Here is a 17,939-nt window from a genome sequence, read left to right on the forward strand (position 1 = left end):
CCCCAAATGAAAAAGGCCCGCGCAATGGCGGGCCTTTGGAAATCGTCAAACCTTAGACTTTCAGGTTTGGAATGATTTGTTTTTTGCGGGACATGATGCCCGGCAGAACAACGTTGTCGCCGTTTACGGTCGCGCCGAACGATTTTTCAGCAACGGTTTTGACCAGATCGTTTGGCACGAACAGAGTTGCTTCTTCGTTCAGGATGTCGACAACGAACAGCAAAACCTGATCAACACCGTCTTCGGTCGCAACGGTGGTCATGGTGTCCATGATCGACGCTTTGCGGTCCAGAACCAGTTTCGGCGCAGTGGTTTCCAGAACGGATACGCGGAATTTGGTGCCTTCTACGGCGTATTCTTTGGAATCCATGCGGATCAGTTCAGCGTCCGAAAATTCCGAGATATCGGATTTCGCTTCGAACATTTCCGATGCGTATGCGTTCAGGTCCAGGTTCAGTTCGGATGCCAGTTTTTCGGCCAGCGCTTTGTCCACGTCGGTGGTGGTCGGGCTGCGGAATTCCAGTGTGTCGGACAGGATGCAGGACAGCATCGCGCCTTTGATGTTGTCTGGCATTTTGTCAGCGTCGTCGCCCATCAGGTCGTGCATGATGGTCGCGGTACATGCCAGAGGACGGATGGTGATGTCGATCGGACCTTTGGTTTCCAGACCGCCAACCAGTTTGTGGTGGTCGATGATCGCGGTGATGTTCGCGTCATTGATCGCGTCTGGCAGCTCAGCAGGGTTGTTGGTGTCAACGATGACAACATCCTGATCTGCTTCTACGCCGGAAATGATTTCTGGCTTTTCAAAGCCCCATTTTTCAACAACGAACGCGGCTTCGGTGTTTGGTTCGCCCAGCAGGACTGCTTTGGCGTCGATGCCTTTAATTTCGTTCAGATACCAAGCCCAGATAATAGGCGAGCCGGTGGAATCGGTGTCAGGGGATTTATGGCCAAAAACAAGCGTAGTCATGGGAGGATGCCTCTGCGGAATAATGTTTCGCGGGCCTTATAGGGGGCGGACGTGCGCTTGTCACCTGTCTGCAACGCAGCAAAGCGCGCTGAAATGGTCTAATTGCATGGATGTGTCGGCCAGTTTAGGTGGTGATATGGCTGCCATCCGCGAAACCGACCTTTATCTGCCGCTCAAGTCCTATCTTGAGGCGCAAGGCTATGAGGTAAAGGCGGAAATCGCGTCGGCAGATGTTGTGGCGATCCGCGAAGGCGACGCGCCCGTTATTGTTGAAATGAAGACTGCGTTTTCACTGGCCCTGCTGCATCAGGCGGTGGCGCGGCTATCTGTCACGGATGCGGTTTATGTCTGCGTGCCGCGTCCAAAAGGGCGGGCAGGGTACAAGGCGCTATTGGCGAATATCAAACTCTGCCGCCGGTTGGGGTTGGGCGTTTTGACGGTGCGTTTGCCTGATGGTTTGGTCGAACCGCACTGCGATCCAGTTCCCTACGTCCCGCGCAAATCCAGACCGAAATCCGCTGCGCTGATCCGTGAATTTCAGGCGCGGCAGGGAGATCCCAATCTGGGCGGAACACGCGGCGGTATCGTCACAGCTTATCGGCAGGACGCTGTGCGTTGCGCCGCGCATCTGGCCGAACATGGTCCAACCAAAGGCGCCGCAGTGGCAAAGGCAACGGGGGTCACTCGCGCCACGGCAATCATGGCAGCGAACCACTACGGATGGTTCGAACGCGTGGAAGCGGGGATCTATGCGATCACTGCGCAGGGGTTGCAGGCCCATCCTCTGCCCACGGATGCGGAGTAACCGTCCACCCGTTTTGTTCTAGCAGGTTCAAAACGCCATATTCCCCCGGCAAATGCGCCGCACCAAACAGAGCCAGCGTTTTGCCATTTGCGGCGGCGTCTTCGATGACGGGAATCCATGCGATATTGCGTTCGATTAACAATTCTTGCGTCAGCGTTTCGAATGTTTCGGTGGCTTCGGGCGTGATGCCTTCGGGTGTCACCGCCAGCGCCGCGCGCGACAACTCCCAGACGCGGGCGGTCTCACCGTTAAAATAACTGTCCAGCGTGGACATGAACATCGCGTTTTCATAGGTGCTGCCCATCAGCGAAAGTTGCATCAGGTCGATTTGATCCTCGATCGATGGAGCTGACAGAATGTCCAATGTTGTGCGCCAGTCTTCTAGGCTTGTGGTGGGAATGTCCAAAATTTGCGCATCGGACATAACCATCCCGTCCAAACCCGGCAGCCCTTTTGTGATGTCTTGCATCGCACAGGGTGGGGTTCCGATCATCACCAGCAGGTACCACGGCTGTAATCGGGCCGCCATTACCGTGGGTAGCCCGCGTGCGATGGCGGCCTCCTTTATCAATTCCCACGTTGGCTCATCCACCATTTCGATCAGGCTCTGCCCGTCGGGCAATAGCAGCTTGGTCGGATCTGCTGTTAGTTCGGTTTGCATGACCTGTTGGTCTTGCAATGTCATTTCGACCAACAGGTGATCAACGGTTTTTAGATCATGCCGAACCATGCCGTTTATGAAACTCAGGCGTGGGTCCCAGATGTGCACGGACCCCCACAGGATTACCTCGTCATCATCCCGACTCGCTTTCCATGTGATCCCATTGGAATAGGGAATGTCGGCGACGGCCTGATCTACGGCGTCTAGCGCGTCGGCGGATAGAAACGGTTCGATGCCTTCGCCGATGCACAACGCATTCACGGTTACAGGACAGGTTGAGACGAACAGGCCGAACAGGGTTGAGCGCAAGGACATCAATAAACTCCGATACTTATTGATTACGAAGCATAGGGGCCGCCCCATTGCACGGCCAGCCGCAATTTCATTCGTCGCTGCGGTCGGCAAATAAATGATGAAAATCGGCAGATTTTTTTAGTAGGGGGGCTGTTGACAGGTGCAGATACGTTGCCTAACTCTTCGTCGTTAGCACTCGAAGCGACTGAGTGCTAATAGCCCCAAAACGGGGCTTGGTAACAGAAATTACAGATAGCTAGGGAGCTACCGAAATGGCTTTTAAACCGCTGCATGACCGCGTTCTGGTCCGCCGTGTCCAAAGCGACGAAAAAACTGCGGGTGGTCTGATCATCCCAGATAGCGCCAAAGAAAAACCAGCCGAAGGCCAAGTTGTGGCTTGTGGCGAAGGCGCACGCAAAGATTCTGGTGAGCTGATCGCAATGGCTGTGAAAGAAGGCGACACCATTCTGTTCGGCAAATGGTCCGGCACCGAAGTCACCGTTGACGGTGAAGAGCTACTTATCATGAAAGAAAGCGACATCCTCGGCATCATCGCCTGAGATCGCAACTTTTCACGAAAACCTAACTAAGGATTACAGCAATGGCTGCAAAAGACGTCAAATTCGGCACAGACGCACGCAACGGTATGCTGCGCGGTGTCAACATTCTTGCTGACGCAGTAAAAGTTACTCTGGGCCCAAAAGGCCGTAACGTTGTTCTGGAAAAATCGTTCGGTGCACCACGCATCACCAAAGACGGTGTTTCCGTAGCAAAAGAGATCGAACTGGAAGACAAGTTCGAAAACATGGGCGCGCAGATGGTCAAAGAAGTGGCATCGCGCACCAACGACGAAGCTGGTGACGGCACCACCACTGCAACCGTTCTGGCACAAGCGATCGTTCGCGAAGGCCTGAAGCAGGTTGCTGCTGGTCTGAACCCAATGGACCTGAAGCGCGGCATCGACATGGCAACGTCCAAAGTTGTTGAGCAGATCAAAGCAATGGCTCGCGAAGTTGCAGACTCGGACGAAGTTGCACAGGTCGGCACCATTTCGGCAAACGGCGAAGCAACCATCGGTCGTCAGATCGCGGACGCTATGCAGAAAGTTGGCAACGACGGCGTAATCACCGTTGAAGAAAACAAAGGCATGGAAACCGAAGTAGAAGTCGTCGAAGGCATGCAGTTCGACCGTGGCTTCTTGTCGCCATACTTTGTCACCAACCCAGACAAAATGATTGCAGAGCTGGAAGACGCTGTCATCCTGCTGCACGAAAAGAAACTGTCGTCGCTACAGCCAATGGTTCCTCTGCTGGAATCGGTGATCCAGTCGCAAAAGCCACTGATCATCATCGCTGAAGACGTAGAAGGCGAAGCGCTGGCAACTCTGGTTGTTAACAAACTGCGCGGCGGCCTGAAAATCGCAGCTGTCAAAGCACCTGGTTTCGGCGATCGCCGCAAAGCAATGCTGCAAGACATCGCAATTCTGACCGGCGGTCAGGTCATCTCCGAAGACCTGGGCATGAAGCTGGAAAACGTCACCATGGACATGCTGGGCTCGGCTAAGAAAGTTCAGATCTCCAAAGACAACACCACCATCGTTGATGGCGCTGGCGAGAAGGCAGAGATCGAAGCACGCGTTGCACAGATCCGCACCCAGATCGAAGAAACCTCGTCCGACTACGACCGTGAAAAACTGCAGGAACGCGTTGCGAAACTGGCAGGCGGTGTTGCGGTTATCCGCGTTGGCGGCCTGACCGAAGTCGAAGTGAAAGAGCGTAAAGACCGCGTTGATGACGCGCTGAACGCAACCCGCGCAGCTGTCCAAGAGGGCATCGTTGTAGGCGGTGGTGTTGCTCTGGTTCAGGCTTCGAAAGGTCTGGAAGGCGTTGAGGGTGAAAACTCTGACCAGAACGCAGGTATCGCTCTGGTACGTCGCGCTCTGGAGGCTCCTCTGCGTCAGATCGCAGAAAACGCTGGTGTTGACGGCGCAGTTGTTGCCGGCAAAGTTCGCGAAAGCGACGACACCTCGTTCGGCTTTAATGCTCAGACCGAAGAATATGGCGACATGTTCAAATTCGGCGTGATCGACCCAGCAAAAGTAACCCGTACCGCGTTGGAAGACGCAGCATCGGTTGCAGGTCTGCTGATCACCACCGAAGCAATGGTTGCTGACAAACCAGCCAAAGAAGGCGCTGCACCAGCAATGCCTGACATGGGCGGCATGGGCGGCATGATGTAATCATCGCCATCCGGCAGTATAAGGACGGGGTCGCCAATCGGCGGCCCCGTTTTTCTTTAGGGGAATAGATGACTTTTGTTTTGATTTCGGCCTTTGCTATTTGTGCGTTAGCCGCCAATTCGGTCCTAATTCGTATGGCCGTTGTAGATTTCGGCGCAGACCCTGCGCAGTTTGCCGTTGTGCGCGTGGCGGCTGGCGCCTTGGTTCTGATGTCGCTCGCGACCCGCGGCCGCGCGATGGTGTGGCCCAGCCCGTTACGCGCAGCCAAAGGCGCGATTGCGCTGGCGGGGTATATCATCGGGTTTTCAATAGCGTACCGTAGTTTGGATACGGGGCTCGGAGCGTTGATCCTTTTTGGGTCGGTGCAACTGACGATCTTTGCTGTTGTCGTTGTAGGCGGTGCGTCTATCCATCGGTTGCAATGGATCGGCACGGCCATCGCGCTGGCCGGATTGGCGTATCTGTTGCGGCCCGATGGATCAGACGTGTCGTACATAGATATCGCCCTAATGATCGGGGCAGGGGTCGCGTGGGGCGCGTATACCTTGCTGGGGCGGGGGGTGTCTGACCCCATCCAGAACAACGCGGCGAATTTCGCGATTGCGCTTCCCTTGGTCGCGCCTCTGTTGTTGATTTCGAACGGTGAACTGGGGGCAGGGGGGCTAATTTGCGCTGTGCTGTCTGGCGCGATTGCGTCTGGGGTGGGCTATGCCGCGTGGTACACGGTGGTCGCGCGAATTGATGCGGCAACGGCGGGCATTGTGCAGCTATCGGTGCCTGTCATCGCAGCCTTTGGTGGGCTGTTGTTCGTGAATGAACCGATCACGCTGCGCCTGATTGTCGGGGCCGCGTTGGTGCTGGGTGGCATCGCTGTTTCAGTGATCCCACAGATGCGAAAACGGCGCCCGTAGGCGCCGTTTTATTTATGCGTTGATGTAGGCCGTTAGCGTGGCCGCGACGCCGTTTTCATACAGGCTGTTCAGTGCCTTGGTGAATTCAGCGACAAAGGTTTCGTTCTGACCCAGATCGCCGAACACAGCTGTGTTTTCCAAGAACGCGGCTGGGCGGTCTTTGGCTGCATCGGCGTATTCTTTTAGCGCGACATGGTTGTCATCGTTCGGTTCGATGACATTGCCGGCTTCGTCTACGCGGGTGCAGTAACGGCACCACAGGGCAACCTCGAGCGCCAGACCGTAAACATCTGCGCCATTTTCCAGCGCGTCGCGCAGGGTGGGCAGGATGAATTTTGGCTGGCGGTTCGATCCGTCCAGACAAAGGCGCGGGATGGTGTCGCCGACTTCGGGGTTCGAAAAACGTTCGATAATCGTTTCGCGGTATTTCTGGTAATCCACGCCGTCGATCGGTTCTAGCGTCGGGATGACTTCGCGCTGTTCCAGCGCATCCAGCCAACCGCTGATCAGTGGATCGGCCATCGCATCATGCACGAAATGGTGCCCTAGCAGCGCCGAAGGATAGGCAATCGCTGCGTGGCCACCGTTTAGGATGCGCAGTTTCATCAGTTCGTATTTTGCAACGTCTGAAACGAATTCTGCACCGACCGCTTCCAACGCAGGGCGACCTTGGGGGAAGTTATCCTCTAGTACCCACTGACGGAATGGTTCGCAGGCAACAGGTGCAGCATCACAGATGCCGAATTTGTCGCGCACCAGATGGCGTTCACGTTCCGAAGTGGCAGGGGTAATGCAGTCCACCATCGAATTCGGGAAAGCAACGTTAGCTTCGACCCAGTCCGCGAAATCTGGATCCATCAGTTTTGCCAAACCAACAACGGTTTGTTTAGCAACATGCCCGTTTTCTGGTAGGTTATCGCAGGACATGACGGTGAATGGCTGATCGCCTGCGTCGCGGCGAATGCGCAGCGCCTTTAGAATCATGCCGAAAACAGTCGATGGGCTGTCTGGGTTTTCCACGTCAGCCAAAATGTCAGGATGGTTGCCGTCAAAACCGTCCGTCAGCGCGTCGACGTAATAACCGCCTTCGGTAATCGTCGTCGATACGATTTTGATTTGCGGGTTCGCCATCGCAGCGACGGTTTTGTCTGGGCAGATTTCAACAAAGTCAGCCATCGAGCCGATGACCTGTGCTGTTAGGCCTGATGGCTCTAGTTCGACAACGGTTGTCAGCCAGTCCTGTTCGGACAGGATATCGCGCATGCGGGCATCACCTTGACGGACACCGGCGCCTTGGATGGCCCAATCATGATCGCGCCCCAAAGCGAACAAGCGGTCCAAGTAAACAGCCATATGCGCACGGTGAAAGTTACCGATGCCAACATGTAGAATACCGCAGGTCAGCGCACTGCGATCATAGTTTGGTGTTGCAACATTATCGCCAAGTTCGGCCAATGCAGCAGAGTTCAGATTGATAGCCATCGTTCGCCATCCAATTGCGGCCGCGTCAGCAAACATGCCTAGCGGTGGGGTCTAAACAAATGCGGAGGCAAAGCCGCCGCGCGGGAAGGAGAGCCGCGCCAAACACATCGGCGCGGCTCTATTGCCCTTAGGCGATACGCAGACCTGCCGCGTCAAAGCGGTGGATTTTGTCCGCTTGTGGCGTCAGGTAAACGGTGTCGCCATGACGTAGGCCGAATTCGCCGTTCACACGAACGGTGATTGTTTCTGCCAAACCAGTGTCATGAACGTGCAAGAACGTGTCGGAACCCAAGTGTTCGGAAACGCCCACTTTGCCGGTCCAAGTGCCTTCGGTCGCCGATGCGTCCAGATGCTCTGGGCGGATACCGATGGTAGCCGCGTCGTGCTTTGCCGCTTCGGCACCTTCGATAAAGTTCATTTTTGGCGAACCGATGAAGCCAGCAACGAACAGGTTGCGTGGTTCGCGGTACAGGTCCAGAGGGGAGCCTACTTGTTCGATGTTACCTGCGTTCAGAACAACGATTTTATCTGCCATGGTCATGGCTTCGACTTGGTCGTGCGTCACATAGATCATGGTGGTTTTCAGGCGCTCGTGCAGTTCCGAAATTTCCAGACGCATGCCGACACGCAGCGCAGCGTCCAAGTTCGACAGAGGTTCGTCGAACAGGAATGCCGAAGGTTCACGAACAATCGCACGGCCGATGGCCACACGCTGACGCTGACCACCAGACAACTGACCAGGACGGCGATCAATGTAGCTGGCAAGGTTCAGAACCTCGGCTGCTTTGTTCACGCGTTTGTCGATTTCGGCCTGATCCATCTTCGCCATCTTCAAAGGGAAGGCGATGTTCTTGCGCACCGACATGTGTGGGTACAGCGCGTAAGACTGGAACACCATTGCCAAACCGCGTTTCGCGGGTGGCAGTTCGGTCGCGTCGTTGCCGTCGATGCGGATCTGACCCGAGGATACGTCCTCTAGGCCTGCGATCAGGCGCAGCAGAGTGGATTTGCCACAACCCGATGGGCCTACGAATACAACGAATTCGCCGTCTTCGATTGTCAGGTCCAGCGGAGGGATGACGTTTACGTCGCCAAAGGATTTGGTGACTTTATCAAGAGTAATGCGTCCCATATTCGTATTCCCTTACTTCACGGCGCCAAAGGTCAGGCCGCGGACAAGTTGTTTTTGGCTGAACCAGCCCATGATCAGGATCGGTGCGATCGCCATGGTCGAGGCAGCAGATAGTTTTGCGTAGAACAGACCTTCGGGGCTGGAATAGCTTGCGATAAAGGCTGTTAGTGGAGCTGCTTTGGTAACGGTCAGGTTGATCGTCCAGAACGCTTCGTTCCATGCGAGGATGATGTTCAGCAGCATTGTGGATGCGATGCCCGGAATAGCCATCGGCGTCAGGATGTAGATGATCTCTTCCTTCAGCGATGCGCCGTCCATACGTGCGGCTTCTAGGATTTCACCCGGAATTTCGCGGAAGTATGTGTACAGCATCCAGATGATGATCGGCAGGTTGATCAGCATGATGACCAGAACCAGCGCAATGTGGCTGTCCATCAGGCCCATTTTGGTTGCGCCGATGTAGATCGGATACAGAACGCCAACTGCCGGCAGCATCTTTGTCGAAAGCATCCACATCAGGATGTCTTTTGTGCGTTTCGACGGGGTGAATGCCATCGACCAAGCCGCAGGAATTGCCACGATCAGGCCCAGCACGGTCGAACCGACCGAGATGATGATCGAGTTCCACAAGAAGTTCGTATAGTTCGAACGTTCCTGCACAACGGCATAGTTTTCCAGCGTCCAGTCAAAGAACAAGAAGATGGGCGGATCAGCGATTGCCTGACCTTCGGATTTGAAACTGGTCAGGATGGTCCACAAGATCGGGAAAAAGATCAGCAGACCAATAGTCCATGCGATGGCGGTATTCAGCGCTTTTTGCTGTTTGGTAACAGAACGTGCCATTGTCGCCCCCTTAGTCCAGGTTTTTGCCGACGATGCGCATCAAGAAGATCGCAACGATGTTGGCAAGAATGATTGCGTATACGCCACCTGCAGAGCCCAGACCGACAGCTTGGCTTTCGATAATGCGCTGGAAGATCAGGTAGGTCAGAGTTTTGGTGCCAAAGGCGCCGCCGGTCGTCACAAAGATTTCTGCAAAGATCGACAGAAGGAAGATCGTCTGGATAAGCAGAACGATTGTGATGGCGCGGCTTAGGTGTGGCAGGATGATGTACCAGAAACGTGCCAGCACAGGTGCGCCGTCCATTTCGGATGCTTCTAGCTGTTCACCGTCGAGCGACTGGATAGCCGTCAGCAGGATCAGCGTTGCAAACGGCAGCCACTGCCAGCTTACGATGATGATGATGGACAGCAGCGACTGTTCGGACATCCATACCACCGGCTCTGCGCCGAAAAAGCGCCACAGGTGGGACAAAAGACCATTGGTCGGGTCCATGAACATGTTCTTCCAAACCAGCGCCGAAACGGTTGGCATGACAAAGAACGGGGCGATGACCATGATGCGGACCACGCCTTGACCCCACATCGGACGGTCAAGAAGCAGCGCAAGCAGGACGCCAAAAACGATAGTGATGGCCAGAACGCCACCAACAATAATCAACGTGGTAACAATGCTTGGCCAGAAAGAGCTACTGCCAATAAAGCGGGTATAGTTTTCGAACCCAGCGAAGCCCAAATCGCCACCGCGCATAGGTCTGTAGTCGCGGAACGACAGGTACAGCGTGGCAGTCAGCGGAACGAGCATCCATCCCAGAAGGAGGGTGACCGCTGGCGCCATCATAATGCGGGCAGCTGAGCGAGAGTGTTGTGTTGCCATGATACACTTCCTCTGTTGGCAGTAATGACACCACCTGAAAATTTATTGAGTTGTGCGGAGGGGTAGTAAAATACAGGGGGCAGCCATTGCTGGCCGCCCCCTGCATTGGAGGATTGCTTAGCGGTAGCCAGCAGCTTCCATTGCGTCGTTGGTGATAGCCTGTGCTTTTGCCAGTGCTTCTTCAACAGTTTGCTGACCTGCGTAAGCTGCCGAGAACTCTTGGCTTACTTCGGTTGCGATACCTGCGAATTCTGGGATCGCTGCGAACTGAACGCCAACGTATGGCGATTCTTCAACAGTCGAGTTCAGAGGGTCAGCCGACAGGATCGAATCCAGGGTCATCTGAGCGAATGGAACGTCCATGTAGTTCGGGTTTTCGTACAGCGAGGTACGTGCGCCCGGAGGAACGTTTGCCCAACCTTCGTTAGCTGCTACCAGCTCGATGTAGTCGGTCGAGGTTGCCCATTCGATGAACTGCTTAGCAGCGTCGGTTTTCTGCGAACCTGCTGGGATCGCCAGAGCCCATGCCCACAGCCAGTTCGAACGTTTGCCCAGGCCGTTGTCTGGTGCCAGTGCGAAACCAACCGAGTCAGCTACTTCGGAGTCGTTCGGGTTGGTCACGAAGGATGCCGCAACAGTTGCGTCGATCCACATGCCACATTTGCCTTGCTGGAACAGCGACAGGTTTTCGTTGAAACCGTTGGTCGCGTAACCTGCTGGGCCGGACTCGTCCATCATGCCTTTGTAGAAGTTCAGGGTGTTTGCCCATGCTTCGGTGTCGAACTGAGCGTTCCAGTCCATGTCGAACCAGCGAGCGCCGAACGAGTTGGACATTGCAGTGATGAACGCGCCGCCTTCACCCCAGCCTGCTTTACCGCGCAGACAGATACCGTTGATGTCTGCATCACGGTCGGTCATTGCAGCTGCTGCTTCGCGGATGAATTCCCAAGTTGGTGCATCTGGCATTTCCAGGCCTGCTGCTTCCATCAGGTCGGTGCGGTACATGACCATCGACGATTCACCGTAGAACGGTGCAGCGTACAGGGTGCCGTCGTAGGACAGGCCACCAGCCATTGCTGGCAGGATGTCTGCAGCGTTGTATTCTTCGGACAGGTCATCCAGTGGGACCAGCCAGCCGTTCGCACCCCAAATTGGGGTTTCGTACATGCCGATGGTCATGATGTCGAATGCGCCACCGTTGGTCGAAATGTCGGTGGTTACGCGCTGACGCAGGACGTTCTCCTCCAGAGTGACCCACTCCAGCTCGATGCCGGTTTTCGCTGTGAAGTCGTCGTCCAGACCCTGCATGCGGATCATGTCGCCGTTGTTCACGGTCGCAATGGTCAGCGTTTCTGCATTTGCTGCAACAGCAACGGAACACAGAGCAGTCGCGCCAAGAAGCGCGCGCACAGATTTATTCATGATTTTCCTCCCAATGCCCAGGGTGGGCAATTGCTACGTTAGTGAGCAAATGTTCATCCATTGGGGGGTAATTTGTCAATACCCGTTATCCGCCGCGCTGCCGCATTTCTGTAAGGTTTTGAATTTATTGTATTATTTTGGAATTATGGAGAAGCTGTTTTTATCGTAGCCATAATAAATTTCAGGGGCTGTCGATGGTTCGACAGCCCCTGAAAGAATGTAACGGTGTGTAACAAAAGGATTTTAGGTCGCTAGAATCGCTTCGGCGGTAGATTCGTTGGTAAAGAGTCCACTGACCAAATTGCCGCGCAGCGCAGCATTGATCGCGCGCACCTTTGACGGGCCCACAGCAACAGCAAGGAAATTGCTGGGGTGCACTGTTTTAAGCGGGGCAGAAGCGACCCGAGAATTAAACGCACAATCCAGAATTTCGCCGTTGTCGTCGTAAATCCAGCTGGTGATTTCGCCCGCAGCGCCCAATGCCTGACATTCCGCCATTTCCTGATCGCTTAGGAACCCATCGACGTAAATTGGCGCTGTGGTGTCCATTTGGCCGATACCGACCAGCGTCAAATCCGCGTTTTCACATAACGACAGGGTGTTTTGGACGGCGTCTTGTTTATGCAGCATCTGCAAATCTTCGGGCGATGTCGCAAGGCAAGGCAAAGGATAGGGGTACTGAACAGCGCCAACGCGGTCGGCCAATTGGATCGTAGCGTTATAAGGCGTTGCAGACCCATCGGCCATCATGTTGCCCAAACGCGAAACGACGCGATGCTGTGGGCAATTCATGCGCGGGACTTGTTCAACCGTCGCCTTCAGCGCGCGGCCCGTACCCAAGGCGATGATTTTGCCTTCTTTCGAATTTAGGGTCCGCTCCATCACCGCAGCGGCTGCGATCGCGGCGCCGGTTAACAAATTTGGTGCGTCAGGGTCTGAAGGAACGATTTCGCAAAATTCGATGCCAAACCGATCTTTGATCGCTTGCGCCAAATCCATGCATCGCGCAATCGGGTGATCTAGACGGACCTTGACCAGTTTTTCACTGACAGCCATCGCCACCAGACGCTGTGCCGACTGGCGCGATACGCCCAGTTTGCGCGCAATTTCGTCTTGGGTGTTGCCTGCAACATAGTACAGCCAACCTGCGCGCGCCGCGTCATCCAGACGGCTGGTTTCAGGGGTAAAGCGTCCGTTCGCCATGGTGCCAATTCTTGTTAGTCTTTTTCAATCAGGTGCGCGAAATCCGACCATTTGTCAAAGCATTGAACGTCATGGGGGGGATCGTATGGCATCCCGATCAGGTGGCTGGCACCTGTGTAGGCATAGTGTTTCATTCCTGCTGCACGTGCAGCAATTAGGCCCGGCGGGCTGTCTTCGATCACCAGCGCGCGGGATGGGTCAACGCCCATTTTTTCGGCCGCAAACAGAAACAAATCTGGTGCTGGTTTCCCGTTTTGAACCTGACTAGCCGTAAACACATTGTCACCGAAAAAGGTTTTCAAACCAGTAAGTTCAAGTGACCGCGCCACACGGGGCGGGCTGGACGAGGTTGCTACACAAAACGGCACGTCCAACGCGGCCAAAACATCGGCCACCCCATCGGTTGTTTTCAGCTGTGTTTCAAATCGCTGCAACAGCGAAGTGCGATAGCGTTGTTCAAAGTCCGCAGGCAGTGGTTTGTCAAAACTTTCACGGATGTTTTTTGCAACCGTCGGAAAGCTGCGCCCCAAACATTTTGTACGCACATAGTCATAATCAATGTCGATTCCTAGAATCGCCAGCTCGTCGATCAGGGTATCAGCGCTGATGATTTCGCTATCGATCAACACGCCGTCGCAGTCAAAAATGATGAGGTCGAACATTGGGGTCTCTTGCCTTGGTCGGGTAGGGTTAGCACGATTGTTATTGCGTTGCACATGGGGATCGTCGCGTTACGGTACACAAGCAATATTTAGGTGATTAGATGACCAGCTTTTCCTTCTTCGATGGCCATAATGATTTTCTGTATCGGTACTATGCAAAATCCGCCGATCAGCGCCGCGCGATGTGGCTGACGGGCGATGGGGCCCATCATCTGGATTTGCCGTGCATTCAGATGGCGGGCTTTGCGGGTGGTTTTTTCGCCATTTGGGTGCCATCCCCCGATGATGGGTCAGGCCTCGATTTCGAGGCGATGATGACCACGCTGCCTTATGAATTGCCATTGCCGCCGATGGTTGATCAAGACGCGGCATTGCCCATTGCCATCGCCCAAGCCGCTGGTTTGCTGGAAATGGAACGACTGTCACAAGGTGCGTTGACCGTTTGCCGAACGGGTGAACAGGTATCCAAGACGGTCGCGAACCAAGGCATCGCCGCGATCATGCACATGGAAGGCGCCGAAGCGATTGGAACCGATCTGTCGCAATTGCACTTGTGGTATCAAATGGGCCTACGGTCGCTTGGCCCGGTTTGGTCCCGCCCAACCCATTTTGGCGAAGGCGTACCATTTGCCTTTCCATCGACGCCGGATCATGGCGGGGGGCTGACGCCGCTGGGCAAGGATCTGGTGCGTGAATGTGATGCGCTGGGCATTTTGATCGACCTATCGCATCTGAACGAAAAGGGTTTCGACGATGTCGCGGCGGTATCGTCGCGTCCGCTGATCGCGACGCATTCCAATGCGCATCATGTTACGCCGTCCACTCGAAACCTGACCGACCGCCAGCTGCATATGATCGCGGACAGCGACGGTATCGTTGGCGTGAATTTTGGCTGCGCGTTCCTGCGTGATGACGGTCAGCGCAATTCGGATACGGGGTTTGACGCCATTCTGCGCCACATGGATCATCTGCTATCTATCTTGGGCGAAAACCACGTTGCGCTGGGGTCGGATTTCGATGGGGCTGTGATCCCCGAGGTGATCGGCGATGTTCTGGGGCTGCAAGATTTGGCCGACGCAATGATGGCACATGGTTTCGGCACCGAATTGACGACAAAGATCACATCGCAAAACTGGATACGGTTCTTGGCCCGTAACCTGTGATTTCATGATCCATGTCAAAGTAGTGATCCGCCGCACAATGTAGCAAAGGGACGACCGCACCAAAGGACAGGCTGCAAACTTAGACCTTTTGGTGTCGTGCCGCATGACGGGCCGGTCGGTACACTACAGCCGAATGCACGTAGGGGTGAAAACCATAGCGCGCACAGCAGACGGAGACTTTGACATGGATTATCAGACCTATTTCCGGTCGGAACTGGATCACCTACGCGAACAGGGCAACTATCGCGTTTTTGCCGATCTAGAACGCGAACGCGGGAATTTTCCAAACGCTGACAATCACATCAGCAACGCCGTTCGCAAAGTCACCATCTGGTGTTCCAATGACTACCTAGGCATGGGCCAGCATCCAACCGTCCTAAACGCAATGCATGACGCAATCGACCGCGTCGGCGCGGGTGCGGGCGGAACGCGCAATATTTCGGGGACAACGCATCACCACGTCCTGCTGGAACGCGAACTGGCTGATCTGCACGGCAAAGAATCGGCGCTTCTGTTCACGTCGGGCTATGTGTCGAACTGGGCCGCGCTGGGCACCTTGGCTGCGAAAATCCCGAATTGTTTGGTGATTTCCGACAGCCTGAACCACGCATCGATGATCGAAGGTATCCGCCATTCCAAAGCCGAGCGGAAAATCTGGAAACATAACGATCTGGCTGATCTGGAACGCCTGCTGGCCGAACAGCCGCTGGACCGCCCGAAACTAATCGCGTTCGAATCTGTTTATTCGATGGACGGCGACATCGCCCCGATCCGCGAAATCTGCGATCTGGCCGATAAATACAACGCGATGACCTATCTGGACGAAGTTCACGCCGTTGGCATGTACGGCCCGCGCGGCGGCGGCATTGCTGAACGCGAAGGTCTGATGGACCGTCTAACCGTCATCGAAGGCACCTTGGGCAAGGCATTTGGCGTGATGGGTGGCTATATCGCCGCGTCCCGTGATCTGGTCGATTTCGTCCGTTCGTTCGCCTCTGGTTTCATCTTTACCACTGCGCTGCCGCCTGCTGTGGCCGCTGGGGCCTGCGCGGCGATCAAACATCTGAAAACATCGCAAACGGAACGCGACAGCCAACAGGCCAAAGTGGCTGAGGTTCGCGCACGGCTGGACGCCGCTGGCATCCCGCATATTGAAAATCCCAGCCACATCATTCCTGTGATGGTTGGTGACCCTGTGAAATGCAAATGGATCTCGGATGTTCTGATGGATCGCTATGGCATCTACATTCAGCCGATCAATTATCCGACCGTGCCCAAAGGCACGGAACGTTTGCGCATCACCCCATCGCCCGTACATAGCGATGCCGACATCGATCACTTGATCGACGCGCTGGGCGAATTGTGGGCTCAGTGTCAATCGGCGCAGATGCCAATGGCGGCCCAATAACGATGCTCCAGTCGTTTTGCGACGCAAATGAATCGTGGATAGTCGCAATTCTGCTATTTACATAGCGGAAGAAGTTTCTTATCGGAAACATACGTGCACGGGAGAGCGAGAAAAACTCGCGCCGAAGGAGCAACCGCCCCGGTAAACTCTCAGGCAAATGGACCGGCACGTGTAAAACTCTGGAGAGAGGCGCGAATGCGTCCGCCGACGGGATAACGATCTCAGGCAACACGGACAGAGGGGGCATCTTGGATCGGGTTCACGCCCGAAAGCTGTCTACGGGATGACCGATATGAAACGCACGGGGCTATACGACCTTCACGTTGAACTGGGTGCCAAAATGGTGCCTTTCGCGGGCTATGAAATGCCCGTCCAATATCCGCTGGGCGTGATGAAAGAACACCTATGGACCCGCGAACACGCGGGCCTGTTCGACGTCAGCCATATGGGGCAAGTGATTCTGCGCCCGAAATCGGGTGATGTGGCCGATGCGGCGCGTGCGCTGGAAACGCTGGTGCCGGTCGATGTGCTGGGTCTGGCCCATGGCCGTCAGCGGTACGCGTTTTTCACCAATGAACAGGGCGGCATTCTGGACGATCTGATGATCGTGAAACTGAACGACGATCACGCGCTGTTTCTGGTCGTGAACGCCGCCTGCAAAGACGCCGATATCGCCCACCTGCGCGCCCACCTGTCTGACACCTGTGAAATCGAGGTTCTGACCGACCGCGCCTTGATCGCGCTGCAAGGGCCAAAGGCGGAACTGGCACTGGCGCGTATTTATCCGCGCGTTGCTGACATGCGTTTCATGGATCACGCTTGGTTCGATGGCGATCAGGTTTGGGTGTCGCGGTCCGGCTATAGCGGCGAAGACGGCTTTGAAATTTCGGTTCCTGCTGCGGGTGCGGATGCGTTCGTGCGTCAACTGCTGGCCATGGAAGAGGTCGAACCGATCGGCCTAGGCGCACGTGATAGCCTGCGGCTAGAAGCGGGCCTGTGCCTGTATGGGTCCGATCTGGACGAAACCACGACCCCTGTGGCGGCGGATCTGAAATGGGCGATCCAGAAATCGCGCCGCACTGGCGACCGCGCTGGCGGGTTTCCTGGCGCGGATATCATCCTGAACGAATTTGAAAACGGTGCGGCCACCAAACGGGTTGGCCTACGTCCCGAAGGTCGCGCGCCGATGCGTGCGCATACGCCTCTGTTTGATGCCGCCGAAGGTGGCAACCAGATTGGCGAGGTCACTTCGGGCGCGTTTGGTCCATCCATTCAGGCACCAATGTCGATGGGCTATATCCCGTCGGAATTGGCCGCCGAAGGCACGACAGTTTGGGGCGAAGTGCGCGGAAAACGCCTGCCTGCTAAAGTGACCGCTCTGCCGTTCCGTCCATCGAATTATAAACGCTAATTTCCTGACAGGAGACCCGCCCAATGAAATACACCGAAGAACACGAATGGCTGCGCGTCGAAGGCGATCTGGTTGTTGTTGGCATTACCGAACACGCGACCGAACAGCTGGGTGATATCGTTTTTGTCGAACTGCCCGAAGAAGGCACCGAAGTCGCCAAAGATGACGAAGTTGTTGTGATTGAATCGGTCAAAGCGGCGTCCGACATTCTGGCTCCATTGGACGGCGAAATTGTCGAGGTAAACGACGTGCTGTCCGACAACCCTGCGCTGGTAAACGAAGACCCGCTGAACGATGGCTGGTTCTTTAAAATGAAGATCGAGGACCTGTCGGCCCTTGATGACTACATGGACGAAGCCGAATACAAAGATCACATCGGCTGATCCACTGACATCGCCCTCATGGGCATCTGAAATCGAATGCTGCGGCGGGGCGACCTGCCGCAAATGACCCTTT

The 17,939-nt window shown here is 55.3% G+C and carries 17 protein-coding genes and 1 riboswitch; of the genes, 8 read left to right on the forward strand and 9 right to left on the reverse strand.

Annotation, left to right across the window (positions count from 1 at the left end; genetic code table 11):
- Positions 1–52: 52 nt before the first annotated feature.
- Positions 53–973: a manganese-dependent inorganic pyrophosphatase gene (locus BVC71_RS10660; protein WP_086451644.1), complete on the reverse strand. Its 921-nt coding sequence runs from the start codon at positions 971–973 to the stop codon at positions 53–55.
- A gap of 136 nt (positions 974–1,109) precedes the next feature.
- Between BVC71_RS10660 and BVC71_RS10665 the strand changes: the two genes are divergently transcribed.
- Complete coding sequence (locus tag BVC71_RS10665; protein ID WP_086451833.1) at positions 1,110–1,778, forward strand: DUF2161 domain-containing phosphodiesterase; 669 nt, start codon at positions 1,110–1,112, stop codon at positions 1,776–1,778.
- On the opposite strand, the gene BVC71_RS10670 is transcribed toward BVC71_RS10665, so the two are convergent.
- Positions 1,729–2,754 carry a TraB/GumN family protein gene (locus BVC71_RS10670; protein WP_165767760.1) on the reverse strand — a complete coding sequence of 342 codons (1,026 nt, stop codon included), beginning with the start codon at positions 2,752–2,754 and terminating at the stop codon, positions 1,729–1,731. The two genes, BVC71_RS10665 and BVC71_RS10670, sit on opposite strands and share 50 nt — an antisense overlap.
- 251 nt (positions 2,755–3,005) lie before the next feature.
- Between BVC71_RS10670 and groES the strand changes: the two genes are divergently transcribed.
- From groES to BVC71_RS10685, 3 genes are all read left to right on the forward strand, one after another.
- Complete coding sequence (gene groES / locus BVC71_RS10675) at positions 3,006–3,293, forward strand: co-chaperone GroES (protein WP_086451646.1); 288 nt, start codon at positions 3,006–3,008, stop codon at positions 3,291–3,293.
- A gap of 41 nt (positions 3,294–3,334) precedes the next feature.
- Positions 3,335–4,972: a chaperonin GroEL gene (gene groL, locus BVC71_RS10680; protein WP_086451647.1), complete on the forward strand. Its 1,638-nt coding sequence runs from the start codon at positions 3,335–3,337 to the stop codon at positions 4,970–4,972.
- A gap of 68 nt (positions 4,973–5,040) precedes the next feature.
- Entirely contained in the window at positions 5,041–5,883 is an 843-nt protein-coding gene (locus BVC71_RS10685; protein WP_086451648.1) for a DMT family transporter, read from the forward strand.
- Between the two features lie 12 nt (positions 5,884–5,895).
- Here the strand turns inward: BVC71_RS10685 and BVC71_RS10690 are convergent, their stop codons facing one another.
- The 7 genes from BVC71_RS10690 to BVC71_RS10720 form a co-directional block, all read right to left on the reverse strand.
- Complete coding sequence (locus BVC71_RS10690; RefSeq protein WP_086451834.1) at positions 5,896–7,365, reverse strand: mannitol dehydrogenase family protein; 1,470 nt, start codon at positions 7,363–7,365, stop codon at positions 5,896–5,898.
- Positions 7,366–7,492: 127 nt separating this feature from the next.
- On the reverse strand, positions 7,493–8,497 hold the full coding sequence (locus tag BVC71_RS10695; protein ID WP_086451649.1) for an ABC transporter ATP-binding protein: 1,005 nt from the start codon (positions 8,495–8,497) through the stop codon (positions 7,493–7,495).
- A 12-nt stretch (positions 8,498–8,509) separates the two neighbouring features.
- Positions 8,510–9,340: a carbohydrate ABC transporter permease gene (locus BVC71_RS10700; RefSeq protein ID WP_086451650.1), complete on the reverse strand. Its 831-nt coding sequence runs from the start codon at positions 9,338–9,340 to the stop codon at positions 8,510–8,512.
- Positions 9,341–9,350: 10 nt separating this feature from the next.
- Positions 9,351–10,214: a carbohydrate ABC transporter permease gene (locus BVC71_RS10705; protein ID WP_086451651.1), complete on the reverse strand. Its 864-nt coding sequence runs from the start codon at positions 10,212–10,214 to the stop codon at positions 9,351–9,353.
- Between the two features lie 117 nt (positions 10,215–10,331).
- Positions 10,332–11,636: an ABC transporter substrate-binding protein gene (locus BVC71_RS10710; protein WP_086451652.1), complete on the reverse strand. Its 1,305-nt coding sequence runs from the start codon at positions 11,634–11,636 to the stop codon at positions 10,332–10,334.
- A 243-nt stretch (positions 11,637–11,879) separates the two neighbouring features.
- Positions 11,880–12,839 carry a sugar-binding transcriptional regulator gene (locus BVC71_RS10715; protein ID WP_086451653.1) on the reverse strand — a complete coding sequence of 320 codons (960 nt, stop codon included), beginning with the start codon at positions 12,837–12,839 and terminating at the stop codon, positions 11,880–11,882.
- A gap of 14 nt (positions 12,840–12,853) precedes the next feature.
- Positions 12,854–13,501 (reverse strand): HAD family hydrolase, encoded by a 648-nt coding sequence (locus BVC71_RS10720; protein ID WP_086451654.1) that lies wholly within the window; start codon positions 13,499–13,501, stop codon positions 12,854–12,856.
- 101 nt (positions 13,502–13,602) lie between these two features.
- On the opposite strand from BVC71_RS10720, the gene BVC71_RS10725 reads away from it, so the two are divergent.
- The 4 genes from BVC71_RS10725 to gcvH all read left to right on the forward strand — a co-directional run bounded on the left by BVC71_RS10725 (position 13,603) and on the right by gcvH (position 17,866).
- Positions 13,603–14,664 (forward strand): dipeptidase, encoded by a 1,062-nt coding sequence (locus BVC71_RS10725; protein ID WP_086451655.1) that lies wholly within the window; start codon positions 13,603–13,605, stop codon positions 14,662–14,664.
- 184 nt (positions 14,665–14,848) lie between these two features.
- Entirely contained in the window at positions 14,849–16,072 is a 1,224-nt protein-coding gene (hemA, locus tag BVC71_RS10730) for a 5-aminolevulinate synthase (protein WP_086451656.1), read from the forward strand.
- Positions 16,073–16,159: 87 nt separating this feature from the next.
- Positions 16,160–16,247: riboswitch (glycine riboswitch) on the forward strand.
- Between the two features lie 108 nt (positions 16,248–16,355).
- Entirely contained in the window at positions 16,356–17,483 is a 1,128-nt protein-coding gene (gcvT, locus tag BVC71_RS10735; protein ID WP_086451657.1) for a glycine cleavage system aminomethyltransferase GcvT, read from the forward strand.
- A gap of 23 nt (positions 17,484–17,506) precedes the next feature.
- Positions 17,507–17,866 (forward strand): glycine cleavage system protein GcvH, encoded by a 360-nt coding sequence (gcvH, locus tag BVC71_RS10740; RefSeq protein WP_086451658.1) that lies wholly within the window; start codon positions 17,507–17,509, stop codon positions 17,864–17,866.
- Positions 17,867–17,939 lie beyond the last annotated feature (73 nt).

This window comes from Marivivens niveibacter (genome assembly GCF_002150005.2).
GTDB lineage: Bacteria > Pseudomonadota > Alphaproteobacteria > Rhodobacterales > Rhodobacteraceae > Marivivens > Marivivens niveibacter.